The organism is Nostoc sp. (assembly GCF_036919575.1).
Taxonomy (GTDB): Bacteria; Cyanobacteriota; Cyanobacteriia; order Cyanobacteriales; family Nostocaceae; genus Nostoc.
Window position 1 is genome coordinate 67,169 of the sequence record NZ_JBALBY010000109.1, and the last position, 16,191, is coordinate 83,359.

The following is a 16,191-nucleotide window of genomic DNA, read 5'->3' on the forward strand; positions in this document are numbered from 1 at the left end:
GAAATGCTTCATTGAATTTACAATTTTTTACAGAGACGCGACACATCTGACAGAGCGAATTTCCATCACATCGGAAACGTAACAAGTACCTCCGAACTTATTCAGGAGTGGTCTGATATTTTCTACAACACGCTTGAGTTCTTCTGGCATACAAAACGCCAGGATGTAAACATTATCAAGCATGGTCATGTCTAAATCTTCTGTCGTTCCTCGTAATCCTTTACCAACAACATTTCTAATTACGGCATGGCTATGTACACCCGACTTGTCTAAACTCTCTAAAATTTTGGCAAGCTCAAAGGAGTTGGCGATAATTTCTATCTTTTTAACTACGTGCATATTATTACCTCCAAAATAGGTTAATTCCGTAGAGATATAACGGAATTCCCACAATAATATTGAACGGGAATGTCACTGCTAGAGCGGTAGAAACATACAGGCTGGGATTTGCTTCGGGAACAGTCATCCGCATCGCAGCTGGGACAGCAATGTAAGAAGCACTGGCACACAATACAGCGAATAACAGCGAATTTCCTTGAGGCATACCGATGAATTTGGCAATCACCAACCCAATGCCTGCATTGAGTATTGGAATTAGTATCGCAAATAAAATCAGGAAAACTCCGGTTTTTTGCAAGTCTTTAATTCTTCTAGCTGCGACTAGTCCCATATCCAGTAAAAAGAAGGTGAGAATGCCATAAAACAACCCTTGAGCAAAGGGTTCTAAGACGTGCCAACCACGTTGTCCTGTCAAGACGCCGATTAAGAGGCTACCGACTAATAGAAAAACTGAACTATTAAGAAATGCTTCTTGCAAAACTTCCGACCAAGAAAACTCTCGTTTTTCATCGGCGGTGAATATACTCACCAAAATCAGACCAACAATGATTGCTGGAGATTCCATCAGAGCAAGAGCTGCTACCATGTAGCCATCATACTGAATACCAAGCTCACTCAGAAAAGCGCCAGCAGTGATGAAAGTAACGGCACTGATAGAACCGTAGGTTGCTGCGATCGCCGCAGCATCGTAAGTATCCAATTTCAACTTCAGGATAAAAAAGGTGTAAATTGGAACAAAACAAGCCATCAACATTGCTGCCAGGAGCGTTAGAATTACTTCCTGATTGAGTCCGCTTTTGATTAGTTCTACCCCTCCTTTAAAACCAATGGCAAATAGCAGATACAACGAAAGGAGTTTGGGTACTGGTGGGGGAATTTCCAGATCAGACTTGACAAAAACGGCAGTCATGCCTAAAAAGAAAAACAGGATTGGCGGATTCAAAATGTTGGATACAATTAAGCTAAAATCCATATCCACCCCTCTTTATACTGGTGAAACCTGCAATTAAAGAAATTTTTCATCTTTAAAAATTTAACGGTTCAATGATGATGTATCGTGTATTGCTACCCAATGTCAATTGGGTACTCAAGGAGTGAATAGTCCTATTGGTGACTATACTCTCAGTTAGGTATTACAGCGTTTTTCAAGCAAATAAACCACGGGCTAGGGAACATTGATGTATCCCTATGGGAATGTGTAGTTCAATTAACTGAAAATAGCTGTAAGCTCTGTTGACAACAGAACAAGTGAGAGTTTGCCCACCATGTTTTGATGTTTGATTCCCCGTCGCTGATTTTACGACACAACGCGCAGGAATAACTAGCGGCTAACTTTTCTACGTAGAAAAGTTAACGTATTGTCGGGACATGAGCCGGAGCAGCCAAGTGCAAAACGGAGCTAGAACAGTTTAAACTGATAAAATGCTGGAAGACCCGGAAAAACCAAAGGAAATCTGGACTGATTATGTTTGGGCTGACACTGAAGCAGAAGCTATGCAAAAATGTCAAATAAAAGCACAAGAAGCGACTGTGGAAGGGAAAGCACTGGTGAAGTTAATTGGTCAACCCAAGAAAGTAGGTAAAGGAAAACGTTACGAATGCCAATTTGAGGGGGAGATTTATGAGGCTTGAGCTTCCAGTCATTCCGAAACCTGGAGAAGTATTTTTAGCAGTAGAACTGACTGCTGTGCAAAATATGAGTCTTGCACAAACCCTGAAGTTATTGGAAGATATGGGCTACAACCCGTCTTTGCGATATCGGCAATCCCCAGATGGTAGGGTTTGTGTTTATGCTCTGCTCAGACATGATTTTGTCAATCCAGAAATCTTGCAAAATTCTGATTATCTTGGAGAACAACTAGATGCCTTAGCTGAGGTAATTGAACCTGCCGATGCTATTACATCACCTCGTGGCATTAGTAGCGCCAAAATACCTGCTGTTGTATAGAAGACATCTGGTTAAGAATATTGCTACACAATGTTTATTGACCAAGTTTCGTTAAGATGTTGTAACCTGGGCAATAGCGACTCTCTCAGGCGATCGCTTTTTCACATCCATGACTACAACCCTCGACTTTCTCAGTCACCTTAACCCTAGCCAACGTCAAGCCGTCGAACATTACTGCGGCCCGTTGCTAGTTGTTGCTGGCGCAGGTTCCGGTAAAACACGAGCGCTGACTTATCGCATTGCGAATCTGATTCTGAAACACCGCGTTAATCCAGAAAATATCCTGGCGGTTACTTTTACCAACAAAGCCGCACGGGAAATGAAAGACCGGATTCAACGGCTGTTTGCGGAACAACTGGCTATGAAACAACATGGTCAGAAGTTTGATTTGTTGACAGAATATCAACAAATGCAATTGCGATCGCAAGTTTACAAAAATACGATCAAAGACTTATGGTGTGGCACTTTCCACAGTCTATTTTCTCGCATTCTCCGCTTTGATATTGAAAAATACGTAGACGAAAAAGGACGCCGTTGGAATCGCAATTTCTCTATCTTTGATGAATCAGATGTTATAACTCTGATCAAAGAAATCGTTAATAAACAGCTAAATTTAGACGATAAGAAGTTTGACGCTCGCTCTGTTCGCTACGCTATTAGTAATGCTAAAAACCAAGGTTTATCACCTCAAGAGTTTGAGCAAGAACAACCCAATTATCGCGGACGAATAATTGCTCAAGTATACAATTTATATCAAGATAAGTTAGCACAAAACAACGCTCTCGACTTTGATGATCTAATTCTTGTACCTACTAGATTATTTCAACAAAATGAGCAAGTATTGGGTTACTGGCATCGCAAGTTTCACCATATTCTCGTAGATGAATATCAGGATACTAACCGCACTCAGTATCAACTCATCCACTTATTAGTTACTAATGGCGAAACCAGAAAGAGTGAATGGAAATGGGAAAATCGCTCAGTTTTCGTTGTCGGCGATGCAGATCAATCGATTTACAGTTTTCGGATGGCAGATTTCACCATTTTGCTGGGATTTCAGGAAGACTTTGGTGATGGTTTGGTAGATGATGACACCCGGACAATGGTTAAGCTGGAAGAAAACTATCGTTCTTGTGAAAACATTCTGCAAGCGGCTAATGAACTGATTGAAAATAACACCCAACGGATTGATAAAATCCTGAAAGCGACGCGGGGGCCAGGTGAGCAGATTACTTGTCACAAAGCCGATGAAGAACTCGCAGAAGCGGCATTTGTAATTAATCAGATTCGCACTTTAGAAAACCAAAATCCAGAGTTGAACTGGGGTAGTTTTGCCATACTTTATCGGACAAACGCCCAATCTCGCCCTTTTGAAGAATTGTTGGTGAAATATCAAATTCCTTACACAGTTGTGGGCGGAATGAAGTTTTACGATCGCAAAGAAATTAAAGATGTCGTCGCATATTTAAGAGCGATCGCTAACCCAGCTGATACAGTCAGTTTATTACGAGTCATCAATACTCCCCGGCGGGGAATTGGCAAAACCACTATTGACGCTTTGGTGAATGCTTCCCAGCAATTAGGGACAACCTTGTGGGAAATACTCAGCGATGAGACATCAGTTAATACATTAGCTGGACGGGCGACAAAAGCTGTAAATAGCTTTGCCGAAATGATTAGCCGTTGGCAAAAACAAATCGCCACAGTTCCCGTAACTGAGGTTTTGCAAGGAATAATAGAAGACTCTGGTTACGTTCAAGACTTGATGAATCAAGGCACAGATGAAGCCACAGATCGGGTACAAAACGTCCAGGAACTTTACAACGCTGCACTGCAATTTCAAGAAGAAAACGAAGAGGTTTCCCTCCGAGATTTTCTGAGTAGCGCCGCCCTCAGTTCCGATTTGGATAACTTAAAAGAAGGCCAAACAGCCGTTTCTTTGATGACTTTGCACGCTTCCAAAGGTTTGGAATTTCCAGTAGTCTTTTTGGTGGGATTAGAACAAGGTCTATTTCCCGGCTATCGATCGCTGAGTGATCCCGCATCTTTGGAAGAGGAACGCCGCTTGTGTTATGTGGGAATTACTCGCGCCCAAGAAAGGTTATTTTTATCACACGCGCGTGAACGTCGTTTGTATGGTTCTCGTGAAGCCGCCATGCGATCGCAATTCCTCGACGAATTACCAGAAGAATTATTATCTACTAAACGTCTGAGTCGTCAAACTTATACTAAAAGTGCCGCTAATCCTAGTGAAAAACAAGATGCAAAGCAGAATTGGCAAGTGGGCGAGAGAGTATTACATAAAACTTTTGGGCTTGGTGAAATCACTCATGTTTTCGGAACGGGTAATAAGATGTCTGTGGCAATTAAATTTGCCAGTTTGGGACAAAAAATTGTTGACCCAAGAGTAGCGCAGTTGCAACGAGTAGAGTGATACAGCCACAAATCCCCGACTTCTTTGAGAAGTCGGGGATCTTGTTTTTCATATTTCAATTTCTTCAAAGTGTTCAACAATGGGAGATGGATCATAAAAATGATGCAGAAGTTTTTTCCACTCTTGAAACTCAGCAGAGCCTCTAAATACAACAGTATGAGCTTCTAAATTTTCCCATTTAACAAGTAATAAATATTTACCTTTGACTTCTATGCATTTATGCAGTTCATGAGATAAATATCCGTTGATTGAGGAAATAAGACTAGAAGCTTTTTTAAAAGAAGCTTCAAAATCAGATTCTAGCCCTGGTTTGACATGAAGAATAACTGCCTCAAGAATCATAAGCTTTTTTGGTGATAATTAAACTAATCTTATATTGTTAAGGGAGAATTTATTAATAAAACCTCCCTCAACTTTTGGGGCTACAAAAATAATGCAGGTGATACATGGAAAAAAGTTCCTAGTGCTTTGGCTTGACTTTTACTAATACTTCTTTTTCCATTTATTACCTCTGAAATAATACCTTTGGAGCCAAAAATATCGACTAAATCCCTAGGTTTCCAATCATCATTTTCTAGACCCTTCCACTTGGTAAATGTTTCTGGTTCCTGACTCTTTTTGATGTGCTTCATCGGTTGAGAATTTCCTTGCGCCGAATGAGTACATCTGCTTTGACAAACTCTGGCTCATCTGCTCCAATTTCATTAGCCAATTGTTGACGTAATTGCCTAGCACCTTCAATATTTCCAGCATCAATTAGTCGAAAAAGTTCTAAAAGACTTTCCTTAATTTCCTGCGGACGTTCTGGAACACCCATGAGGTCTTCTAATATACGATTGCTGTCTCTTCCAAAGGAACTTTCTGGTCTTTTAGCAACAACACCTTCGTCTGTTTTTTCTAGAATGTAAATTCCTTCAGGCTTTACTTGGCTAATTACTTGAGGTGAATGAGTGGTGACAATAAATTGACAATTGGGGAATGTTCTTGTCAACGCCGGAATAATTTCTCGTTGCCATTTTGGGTGTAGATGTAGTTCAATTTCATCAATTAAAACAACACCACTACCTTGGAGTGGATCTGGTAAACTAGGGTTAGCGATCGCTAATCGTCTTGCTAAATCACCCACCATTGCCAACAAGCATTTTTCCCCATCAGATAGCTGATTAACTATCAGTTCTTCACCTTGTTTTTGCACAGTCATCCGCAGGGGAGAACGACGCACCCGTAAATTAGAAAAACCTGGAATTAGTGAATAAATAGATTGTCTTACTGCTTCTATCTGCTGGGTTTTAAATTCAGGGTTATCCCGCCTTTCTTCATTTTCTAAATCTTCCAAGGATCTAAACCATTGAAAGAACCTATGAAAACCAATTTGTACTCCGTTTAGCGCTTGATCATAAGCATCTATCTGTTTCAATGAATGCGTTTCTGTAATTTCCATGTCAATCCCAAGAACCGAACGTTTAACCGGGTAATAAATGGCTAAAGGCAAGTTAAAATTAGGATTTGCTTCCCACTGACGGTGAATATCTTGAGCAGCTGTGTTTAAGTCTGTATTTTCTATGTTTGGTTCTTCGCTGCGTTCTTTACTAAAGGTTGTCAAAAACCAGCTTACTTCCCTCGATTGCAGAAATATTTTAATCTCGTTATGTGTCTTTTGATGTCCGTTTGTAATATCGTCTTCGCTGAACAAACGTTTTTCGATATCTGGCTTTCCGGGAATAGATTTTTCGTATTCATTGATAATTTTAGGACCTAAATAAAAATTTACTCCTCCTTGAATCCTATTTCTCCTTCTTGACTCTGCATATGCAATCTCCCTTATCATCTGTGACAGCAGAATAGCGAGACAATCAAGAATACTAGATTTGCCCACGCCGTTAATACCAATCAGCGCCGTTGGACTCGTTTGATCGAACTCAAGCGTCAAATCACCAATTCCACGGAATGATTGCATTGTCAAGCGCTTGACTTTCATAATAATTACGCTGATTTTAATTGAATAATACCTTTATCAAAAACGCGATTATCAGTAGCGATCGCACTTATTTCTATTCTATCTTTATAGACCTCATAAGAAGCAAAACTTAAATTACTAGTTGAATACTCTGTCCACTCAGAACGCCCTACAGGACGATTACCTGCACCTGCGCCACAAATTAAATAAGTTGTACCATCAATAGCACGAGTGCGTTCGTAACTATGTTCGTGGCCATTGATGTAAAGTTGAACGCCGTATTTTTGAAATAGAGGAGTGAAAGTTTTAATAAAATCTGGATTACTCCCATACTGACCCGATGAATAAATTGGATGATGTCCAAACACCACTTTCCAGGGAGCATTACTAAGACTTAATTCTTTTTGTAACCAAGATAGCTGGTTTTTCCAATTAGCATTACTGTTAGTATCTAAAGCAAAAAATTGTACTTGATTACGTTTAAATGTATAGTAACGTCCCTTCATATTAAAGCCTACATACTTGACTTGTGGATCACCATTATCAGTACGAATATCGTGATTACCTAAACAAGCCTGAAATTTCACACCAAGCTTTAGCAAAGCTTGATAGGGACGCTCAAAAACTTCGCCTATTTTTTCAATTTCGCCGTTATTATAAATGTTGTCTCCAGCTAAAACGACTAAATCATAAGGATTTTGCTTGTGATAAGCATTCATTGCCGCAGCCACAGCATACTGTCCTTTAGCGCCAGTCCCCGTATCAGCCACAGACACAAAACGTAATAACAAGTCTTTTTTGGCTGGGTTGGCGGCTATAGCTGTTGTTGAATCCGCAATATCAGCACTTTGATGATTTCGATGAGCTAACATCCAGCCGAAAAAACCTGTACCAAAGGCGCTGAGGCTAATTAAAAATTGACGGCGTTTCAAGTTCATAATTCACCAAATTTAATAAATAGTCAGTTTAGCGGAAACAATGAGCAATGAAGTGATACATTAAGGCAAAAGAGGCAGCACCAGTAATAATGTACGTTGTTTGTCTTTGATTCGCTGCTTTTGGTGAAAGTTCCATGTCACAAGACAATCAATCAAAACCGACGGATGAGCAGGTAACTCAACCTCCCCAAAAACCTTACCAGAGAGTTCAGCCATTTTGGAAGGCTAAAATTATCCAACTTCTCCAAGGGACGATTGGGGTTTTAGAAGTAACGGTGGAGAAACTGGAGACAGCACCACCACCGGGTACTGAGGAAAAACCCAGTTTTTTCCAGCAGTTTCAGTTGCGATGGGGTGGATTGTTAAGGACAATCCGCTTGTTTATACCATCAAATTTGTCAACAAAGTTATCAGATACAGCTTTGACGGGAATTGTTACTGCAATTGCTGTAATTCTTGTTTGGACAACTACGACTCTCTTTACTGGTAAACCTACTGAAGTAGCAACAGTTCCACCAGTTGAGGAGGTTTCTGTACCGACACCAAGGATAACTACTCCACCGGAGTCAGTCGTATCAGAACCACAGCCGCCACAGCCACCAGAGGAAATTACGCCAGAACCGGAACCGGAACCAATTCCCACGCCGACACCAATCATAGAATTGACGCCAGAACAAGCCTTGATTGCAGCGATTGAAAATCAGGTAGCGGAAATTAGCGATCGCATTGCCTCTGGTCTGATAAAGTCAATTCAAGCCAACTTCCGCACGAGTAATCTAACTGTCAAAATTAATGATGATTGGTACACTCTCAAAGAATCTCAGCAGGACAAACTAGCTGCGGAGATATTACAACGCTCTCAAGAACTTGATTTTACCCATTTAGAAATTATCGATTCCCAAAATAGGCTGATAGCGCGTAACCCAGTTGTTGGTACTGAGATTGTGATTTTTAAACGGCAAACGGCAAGTTCAAATAATTCATAATTCGTAATTCAGTTTTGCAAATATACCAGACGATAAACAAGATTCTTGCTCCCTCTCCTTACCAAGGAGAGGGTTGGGGTGAGGTTTTAAAAGGCTTTTTACACTCATTGAGATGCTCCCGTAAGAATTCATCTAAAAATTTTCTTAGGACGTTTAACTTTAAGTATTTATGTTAGACAACATTTCGCTATTGCTCCAAGCTTGTGAAAACTTAAACATCAGCTATGAAATTATTCATCCTGCTGAAAACTTAGTCAAAATAAAACTGAATAGTAAACCGCATTATTTTTGTAACTTTAGCACTCCGTTAATTAATCAAGCAGTAGCACACCTGATAAGAGACAAAGAATATACTTACCATATTTTAAAAGAAAAAGTTAAACTTCCTCGGACAGTAGGTTTTCTTTCGCCTTTTTGTGATACCCAATATAAGATTTACTTAAAATTTCCAACTATTCAAGATATCGTATTAGAAATCAAAGAAAATTTTGAAACACCAGTGATTATTAAAAGGAATTCTGGTTCGAGCGGACATAATGTATTTTTATGCCAAAATCAAGATGAAATTGAAACTGCTTTAAAAGAGATTTTTAATATCAATTTTAAAAAGTATGATTATGTCGCTCTCGCTCAAGAATTTATTCACATAAAATCTGAATATAGAGCGGTTTTCTTAAATAAAGAGTTAGTTTTGCTGTATGAAAAAGATATAACTGATGCAAAATTTGAGGGTAATCTCAGTCCTCTGCACTGGAATGGTGCAAAAGCAAAGTATATCAACGATCCACAAATATTGTTAGAGATTACTAATTTTGCTAAACCAGTTTTTGAAGAATTAGACCTTGATTATGGTGGTTTAGATATCGGATTAGATCGAGATAACCAATATTGGTTAATTGAAATCAATTCTCACCCCAATTTTAGCATTTTCACTAGAGACAATGGAAAAGAGTACGCGTTGAAACTTTTTGAAAAAATCCTAATTAGCCTAGCCTCAAAATAAATAGAAGTCAGAAGTAATAAATCAGAAGTCAGAATATTTTACCGATAAAGGGATAGAGTTTTATTTAATAAGAAACTTCCAAGAAATAAATTATGCCTCTTGTGGGGTGGGCATCCTGCCCGCCTTGAATATGGGATGGGTGTCCTCACCCGTCCCACAAGAAAATTTTGGATGTTTTTCGTTTATTTGGATAATCTATTTTTTGGAAATTCCTAACCAACAGTTTAAAACGGTAAGACAGAATTATGCATCGTATAAGTAGCACATCGGGTGGATGGAATCAATCAGAGGGTTTAATTTTTCTAGAACAAACTCCAGCGCCTTTCGTGTTGATTACGGCTGCTGATACCGACATTCAAACTTTGGCAGCTGCGGTGACAAAATTACCTGCAAGCTTTCCTGCATTAAGAGTCGCCAACCTGTTGCAGTTGCAGCAACAATTAAGTGTAGATAGTTATGGAGAGCAAGTTTTGGAACTTGCCGAAGTAATTATTTTGCGCCTGTTAGGGGGACGCTCATACTGGGGTTATGGCTTAGAAGTAGTGCAGGAAATTGTACAACGTAATGGTAGAAACCTGATTGTAATGCCAGGGGACGACGCTTTTGATCCCGATTTAATTTCCCTGTCTACCGTTCCTTTGGGTGTTGTTAACCAGATATGGCAGTATTTTAGCGAAGGCGGCGTGGAAAATTTTGTTAATGCTCTGCAATTTATCGCCGACGCTTGCTTGTTAACTGCATACAATCCCGCGCCACCCCGGACAATTCCGCGTGTGGGATTGTATGAGTGGGGAGTGGGGAGTGGGGATGAGGGGGATGAGGGGGATGAGGGAGAGTTAGAATCTTGTTCATCCACCTCGGAACTGGATTCATCCACCTCAGAACTCCGTTCATCCACCTCAGAACTGGATTCATCCGCCTCAGAACTCCGTTCATCCACCTCAGAACTGGATTCATCCACCTCAGAACTCCGTTCATCCACCTCAGAACTCCGTTCATCCACCTCGGAACTCCGTTCATCCACCTCAGAACTGGATTCATCCACCTCAGAACTGGATTCATCCACCTCGGAACTCCGTTCATCCATCTCGGAACCTCAAGGCTTACAATGCCCAATGCCCAATGCCCCATGCCCAATGCCCAAAGTCGGCATCCTTTTCTACCGCGCCCATTATTTAGCGGGAAACACTAAGGTAATTGATGCTTTATGCGAAGCTTTGGTACAGAAAAATTTACAACCAGTGCCAGTGTTTGTTTCCTCATTGCGTGAACCTGATGTTCAAATTGAGTTGAGTGAATTTTTCCAACCCAAAGAAGCCGAATCAATAACTGTGCTGCTGAATACCACCAGTTTTTCTCTAGCACGCTTGGAAACCGAAACACCCCAAACCGACCTGTGGCAAAATTTAGATGTGCCTGTGTTGCAGGTGATCCTCAGTGGCGGGTCAATTGAGCAGTGGGAGTCACAGTTTCAAGGGCTTTCTCCCCGCGATATTGGGATGAATGTGGCGCTACCAGAAGTAGATGGGCGGATTATTACTCGTGCTGTGTCTTTTAAAGAAGTGCAAACTCGTAATCCTCATCTAGAGACAGATGTGGTAATTTATGAACCAGTGAGCGATCGCATTGAGTTCGTTGCTAAACTAGCAGCAAATTGGGCGCGTCTAGGTTCCAAACCACCGCAAGAACGGCGAATTGCCCTAATTCTGGCAAACTACCCCAACCGAAATGGCCGCCTTGCTAATGGTGTGGGACTCGACACCCCAGCTAGTTGTGTAGAAATCCTGCAAGCTTTACATCAGGCTGGTTATCAAGTAGAAAATCCACCTGCTCAAGGAGATGAGTTGATTCAACGGTTGACAGCTGGCGTCACAAATGACCCCGAAGGTCAAGAATGGCTTCCGGTACACCAAAGTGTTTCTTGGGAAGAGTATCAAGAGTATTTCGCTTCTTTACCGCCAGCAGTCCAGCAAGGTATTAGTGAAAGGTGGGGAGTGGGGAGTGGGGAGTGGGGAGTGAAAATTGGGGATGAGGGGGATGAGGGAGATAAGGGAGATAAGGGAGATAAGGGAGATAAGGGGAATAACCCATGCCCAATGCCCGTTTCTGGAATTCAACTCGGTAACATTTTTGTGGGAATTCAGCCACCAAGGGGTTATGATAATGACCCCAGTTTGAATTATCATGCGCCGGATTTAGAACCAACCCATGCATATTTAGCTTTCTACTATTGGGTGAGAGAATGTTTTGGTGCTGATGCTGTAGTTCATGTAGGGAAACACGGAAATCTCGAATGGCTACCCGGTAAAAGTGTGGCTTTATCCAGTAATTGTTATCCAGAAGTAGCTTTTGGCGCACTTCCCCACCTGTACCCGTTTATTGTGAATGACCCTGGTGAAGGTTCCCAAGCCAAACGTCGCGCTCAAGCGGTGATTATAGATCATCTCACGCCACCGATGACTCGTGCGGAACTCTACGGTTCTTTGCAACAATTGGAAAATTTAATTGATGAATATTATGAAGCGGACAGTTTAGATCCTTCGCGTTTGCCAGTGATTCGCGATCGCATCCACGAACTGGTGATCAAAGAAAATCTCCATCTAGATTTAGGAATCCAAAATGAAACCGAAATTTTTAATTCTGAATCTTTAATTTTGAATTCCATCGGTGGCTATCTTTGTGAATTGAAAGAAGCTCAAATCCGCGATGGCTTGCACATTTTTGGGCAATGTCCCCAAGGACGCCAGCTACGAGATTTAATAGTAGCGATCGCTCGCATACCCAATCGCCATTCTTCAGGTATTACCCGTGCGATCGCTCAAGATTGGGGTTTAGATTTCGACCCTCTCACAGCAGATTTGTCAATGCCTAGTGGTGAATGGTCGATAGTCAATGGCACAGAATGCCGTACCCTCGGCGATATCGTCGAAGTCCTAGAAGAACACGCCGCCCTCTTAGTAGAACAACTCATAATTCAGAACTCAGAAGTCAGAATTCAGAATTCAGAATTTAGAAATCAAAATTCTTGTACAGACGCGATTCATCGCGTCTCTCCCCCCAGCACAGACGCGATGAATAGAGACGCGATGAATCGCGTCTCTACCTGGATACGCGATCGCCTCCTTCCCGCTTTACAACAAACCCACCAAGAAATCACCCATTTATTACACGGACTTGATGGCGGTTATGTCCCAAGCGCTCCATCTGGCGCACCCACGCGCGGACGCCCAGAAGTTCTACCAACAGGGAGAAACTTTTATTCTGTCGATATTCGCGCCATTCCTACAGAGACAGCTTGGGATATCGGTAGAAAAGCTGCTGAAACTCTCGTGGAATATTACACTCAAGAGCATGGTGAGTATCCCAAAACATTAGGTTTATCAATGTGGGGAACTGCAACCATGAGGACAGGCGGTGATGATATTGCCGAAGCATTGGCTTTACTTGGAGTCCAACCTGTATGGGATGGTGCAGCACGGCGAGTAGTGGACTTTGAAATTTTGCCCCTAGCGATTTTGGGGCGTCCCCGTGTAGATGTCACCTTGCGAATTTCGGGATTCTTTCGAGATGCTTTTCCCAACTTAATTGATTTATTCGCTCAAGCAGTATCAGCAGTAGCAGACTTGGATGAACCGCCAGAACAAAATCCCCTTGCAGATGCAGTTCGCCAAGAAACTGATTTGTGGACTAAACAAGGATTAAGTTTAGAAGCAGCAGTGGTGCGATCGCGCTATCGCATCTTTGGTTCTCGTCCAGGTGCTTACGGCGCCGGACTCCAAGGTTTAATTGAATCACAAAACTGGACAGACGACCAAGATTTAGCTCGCGCCTACATCAACTGGAGTTCTTACGCCTACTCCTCAGGAAGCCGAGCAGGGGGAGATGAGGGAGCAAGGGAAGCAACAGTAACATCCCCCTCATCCCCCTCATCCCCCTCATCCCCCTCATCCCCCTCATCCCCCTCATCCCCCCACTCCCCACTCCCCACTCCCCACTCCCCACTCCCCAATACCGAAGCCTTCGAGCAACGGTTGGCGAAAATGCAAGTTGTCCTGCACAATCAAGATAACCGTGAACATGACCTACTCGATTCTGATGATTATTACCAATTTCAGGGTGGTTTAACAGCTGCGGTGCGTTCTCTACAGGGGAAAAATCCCCAAACTTATTTTGGTGATAATTCCATACCCGCCCAACCACGCGTTCGCCAACTGAAAGAAGAAATTGCACGGGTATATCGTTCTCGCGTAGTTAATCCCAAGTGGATTGCCGGAGTCATGCGCCACGGTTACAAAGGTGCCTTTGAAATGGCAGCGACGGTAGATTATCTATTCGCATACGATGCAACAGCTAAATGTGTCGAAGATTATATGTATCAAGGCATAGTAGAGGCTTATTTACTCGATCCAATTGTCTCGGAATTTATTCAGGAAAAGAACCCTTATGCTCTGCGTGATATTGCTGAAAGATTATTAGAAGCACACAAGCGCAATTTGTGGGAGGATGTAAATATCGGAACACTAGAAGCTTTGAGGAACCTAGTACATCAAGCTGAAGCAGTTATCGAAGAAAAATCAATGGTGTAGGAAACAAATATGGAAAATCTTGCGTATTTGCACCTAGCTTTCGCCTACGAAGACAGTACACCCAGTGAATTGGTCTCCCTCAGTTCTTTGTTTAAGGACGCAGCTGCACCAGACTGGAATCGGCTTTCTGGTAGGGCTTGGAAGTATATGATGCCCCTTGCTCTGTCTTTGTCCATTCTTAGCGCCGTCAGCGGCGTTATGGCACTGGAAAAAGGCGATCAAGGTCCTTCTGTCAGAAATCTCCAACAACAGTTGAAACGAGCAGGCTTTTATCAAGCTTCTGTTACCAAAGTATATGACGTATCTACAGAAGAAGCTGTGCGGCGCTTCCAAAAGGCCGCTGGTTTACCAGTAGACGGCATTGTGAAAGCAAGCACCCTGCAAAAATTAGAAAATTGGCAAGCGAAAAAGCCCACAACTGCGGCTACACAAGCTAAAAAAACTACTGCTGTAAGTACACAAGCCAAAAAACCCAGCACTACTAGTTCAGCTAGTTCAGCCACTAGCAAGCGCCGCAATTCCAACTACCTTGCGAAGGGAGATGAAGGTGAAGATGTCAGGGTTTTGCAAGAACGCTTAAGAATCGCAGGCTTTTATTACGGAAACGCCACAGGGATATTTGGCCCAATTACCGAAGAATCTGTCAAGCGGTTCCAAGATTCTTACAAATTAAGCGTTGATGGAATTGTTGGCCCAGCAACAGCGCGTAAATTGCCGGGAGTTGGCATCGGTGATGGAGAAGATGCTCCCAAAAAGATAGTCAATCGAGATAAACTCCGTGTAGGCGATCGCGGTGAGCCAGTTAGAATTGTCCAAGAACAATTGATCCAGGCAGGATATTTAGAGGGAGAGCCAAATGGCTACTATGGCCCCTATACTGCCGATGCTGTACGGAGATTCCAGGCAGCTAATTTCTTAACAGCAAGTGGCGTTGCTGGCCCAACTACGCGAGCTAAGTTATATAGCTCAGTTAATACTGCTAGCAAAAGCGAATTTAATACCCTAGAAATCCAAACGCGACTACGGGAGCGGGGTTTTTATAAAGGCAAGCTGAACGGTGTGATGGCAGATGACACCAAAAAAGCAATTAAACAAGCCCAGGAATTTTACGGCATCAGTCTCAAGGATCTTAAGAGCGGACGCTTTTAACAAACAGAATTCAGGAGTCAGGGGTCAGAATACAGTTGGGTATTCTGTACGACTAGCCGATGAATCAAGGGGTTTAAGTCCCCCACTCATGGTTACGTAGCTCTGCCGAAGTATTGATTCTGACTCCTGAATTCTGACTCCTGAATTCTGACTCCTGAATTCTGACTCCTGAATTCTGACTCCTGAATTCTGACTCCTGAATTCTGACTCCTGAATTCTTCTTTAGCTTTTAACATCCGCTTTGGTGTTCTTAGTATCAGTCCGCAACTGCTTGCTTGCCTCCAATAACAGTAAATTACGAACTGCTCAAAATTCCACTTATTTGGTTAATTTGAGTAGTTTCGTTTTGTTATCCACCCAAGTGCTAAAGCGGCATCAGCGCCCGTTGGCACTTGGGACACACTGCATGAATGGTCATTTGACAGTCAAGCAGGTGAAAACCTTCTTTTTGAGCCGTTTTCGACCCAATTTTTAAAATTGAGTCGTTTTTAAACTCAATGGTTGAGTTGCACCTGACACAAATTAGGTGATGGTGATGATGGGGATAAGGCTGGTTGATCTCATAATGCTTATGTCCCTCGCCCAGTTCTAATTCCCTTAAAATTCCCATCCTTGCCATCAACTTCAAAGTCCGATAAATAGTTGACAGACTGATCCCTTCACCATCAGTTTCTAGCCGATGATAAAGATCCTCCGCACTCAGATGTTGACCTTGCGGAAGTTCTTGAAAAATGTGTAGAATTGTTTCGCGCTGGGGAGTTAAACGCCAGCCTCGTTCGTTCAGTTCTGCCTTGAGTGAAGTAGTTGTGTAGACAGTCATACTAATATTTCTCAACAAAGCTCATTAGTTG

At 42.2% G+C, this 16,191-nt stretch carries 13 protein-coding genes and 1 pseudogene; 7 read left to right on the top strand and 7 right to left on the bottom strand.

All coding sequences use genetic code 11. The features are described from left to right. Positions 1-27: 27 nt before the first annotated feature. Positions 28-339: a P-II family nitrogen regulator gene (locus V7K27_RS28370; RefSeq protein ID WP_334951721.1), complete on the bottom strand. Its 312-nt coding sequence runs from the start codon at positions 337-339 to the stop codon at positions 28-30. A 4-nt stretch (positions 340-343) separates the two neighbouring features. Beyond that, positions 344-1,312 carry a sodium-dependent bicarbonate transport family permease gene (locus tag V7K27_RS28375; protein ID WP_334951722.1) on the bottom strand — a complete coding sequence of 323 codons (969 nt, stop codon included), beginning with the start codon at positions 1,310-1,312 and terminating at the stop codon, positions 344-346. Positions 1,313-1,761: 449 nt separating this feature from the next. Between V7K27_RS28375 and V7K27_RS28380 the strand changes: the two genes are divergently transcribed. The 3 genes from V7K27_RS28380 (at position 1,762) to pcrA (ending at position 4,721) form a co-directional block, all read left to right on the top strand. Then, positions 1,762-1,971, top strand: coding sequence for a hypothetical protein (locus V7K27_RS28380; protein ID WP_334951724.1), 210 nt, complete (start codon positions 1,762-1,764; stop codon positions 1,969-1,971). Continuing rightward, the gene (locus V7K27_RS28385) at positions 1,961-2,287 is read left to right on the top strand and encodes an acyl carrier protein (protein WP_334951726.1); all 327 of its coding nucleotides are present in this window, start codon (positions 1,961-1,963) and stop codon (positions 2,285-2,287) included. The genes V7K27_RS28380 and V7K27_RS28385 overlap by 11 nt, the downstream gene beginning before the upstream one ends. A 109-nt stretch (positions 2,288-2,396) precedes the next feature. Then, positions 2,397-4,721 (top strand): DNA helicase PcrA, encoded by a 2,325-nt coding sequence (gene pcrA / locus V7K27_RS28390; RefSeq protein ID WP_334951728.1) that lies wholly within the window; start codon positions 2,397-2,399, stop codon positions 4,719-4,721. Positions 4,722-4,769: 48 nt separating this feature from the next. On the opposite strand, the gene V7K27_RS28395 is transcribed toward pcrA, so the two are convergent. From V7K27_RS28395 to V7K27_RS28410, 4 genes and pseudogenes are all read right to left on the bottom strand, one after another. Next, positions 4,770-5,063, bottom strand: a complete 294-nt coding sequence (locus tag V7K27_RS28395; protein ID WP_334951730.1) for an antibiotic biosynthesis monooxygenase family protein — start codon at positions 5,061-5,063, stop codon at positions 4,770-4,772. Between the two features lie 80 nt (positions 5,064-5,143). Further along, a pseudogene (locus V7K27_RS28400) lies at positions 5,144-5,281 on the bottom strand (helix-turn-helix domain-containing protein); the annotation flags it as partial. A 68-nt stretch (positions 5,282-5,349) separates the two neighbouring features. Next, positions 5,350-6,699 (bottom strand): AAA family ATPase, encoded by a 1,350-nt coding sequence (locus V7K27_RS28405; protein ID WP_334951732.1) that lies wholly within the window; start codon positions 6,697-6,699, stop codon positions 5,350-5,352. A 5-nt stretch (positions 6,700-6,704) separates the two neighbouring features. Further along, entirely contained in the window at positions 6,705-7,616 is a 912-nt protein-coding gene (locus V7K27_RS28410) for a metallophosphoesterase family protein (RefSeq protein WP_334951734.1), read from the bottom strand. 134 nt (positions 7,617-7,750) lie between these two features. Here V7K27_RS28410 and V7K27_RS28415 point away from each other — a divergent pair, with 134 nt between their 5' ends. The 4 genes from V7K27_RS28415 (at position 7,751) to V7K27_RS28430 (ending at position 15,340) form a co-directional block, all read left to right on the top strand. Further along, a complete protein-coding gene (locus V7K27_RS28415; RefSeq protein ID WP_334951735.1) occupies positions 7,751-8,602 on the top strand; it encodes a hypothetical protein in 852 nt (283 codons plus the stop codon). A 169-nt stretch (positions 8,603-8,771) separates the two neighbouring features. Then, positions 8,772-9,605, top strand: coding sequence for an ATP-grasp domain-containing protein (locus V7K27_RS28420; RefSeq protein WP_334951736.1), 834 nt, complete (start codon positions 8,772-8,774; stop codon positions 9,603-9,605). A 245-nt stretch (positions 9,606-9,850) separates the two neighbouring features. After that, positions 9,851-14,191: a cobaltochelatase subunit CobN gene (cobN, locus tag V7K27_RS28425; RefSeq protein ID WP_334951737.1), complete on the top strand. Its 4,341-nt coding sequence runs from the start codon at positions 9,851-9,853 to the stop codon at positions 14,189-14,191. 9 nt (positions 14,192-14,200) lie between these two features. Next, complete coding sequence (locus V7K27_RS28430; RefSeq protein WP_334951738.1) at positions 14,201-15,340, top strand: peptidoglycan-binding domain-containing protein; 1,140 nt, start codon at positions 14,201-14,203, stop codon at positions 15,338-15,340. 364 nt (positions 15,341-15,704) lie between these two features. Here V7K27_RS28430 and V7K27_RS28435 read toward each other — a convergent pair whose 3' ends face one another. Beyond that, entirely contained in the window at positions 15,705-16,160 is a 456-nt protein-coding gene (locus tag V7K27_RS28435; RefSeq protein WP_334951739.1) for a Fur family transcriptional regulator, read from the bottom strand. Positions 16,161-16,191: the final 31 nt, after the last annotated feature.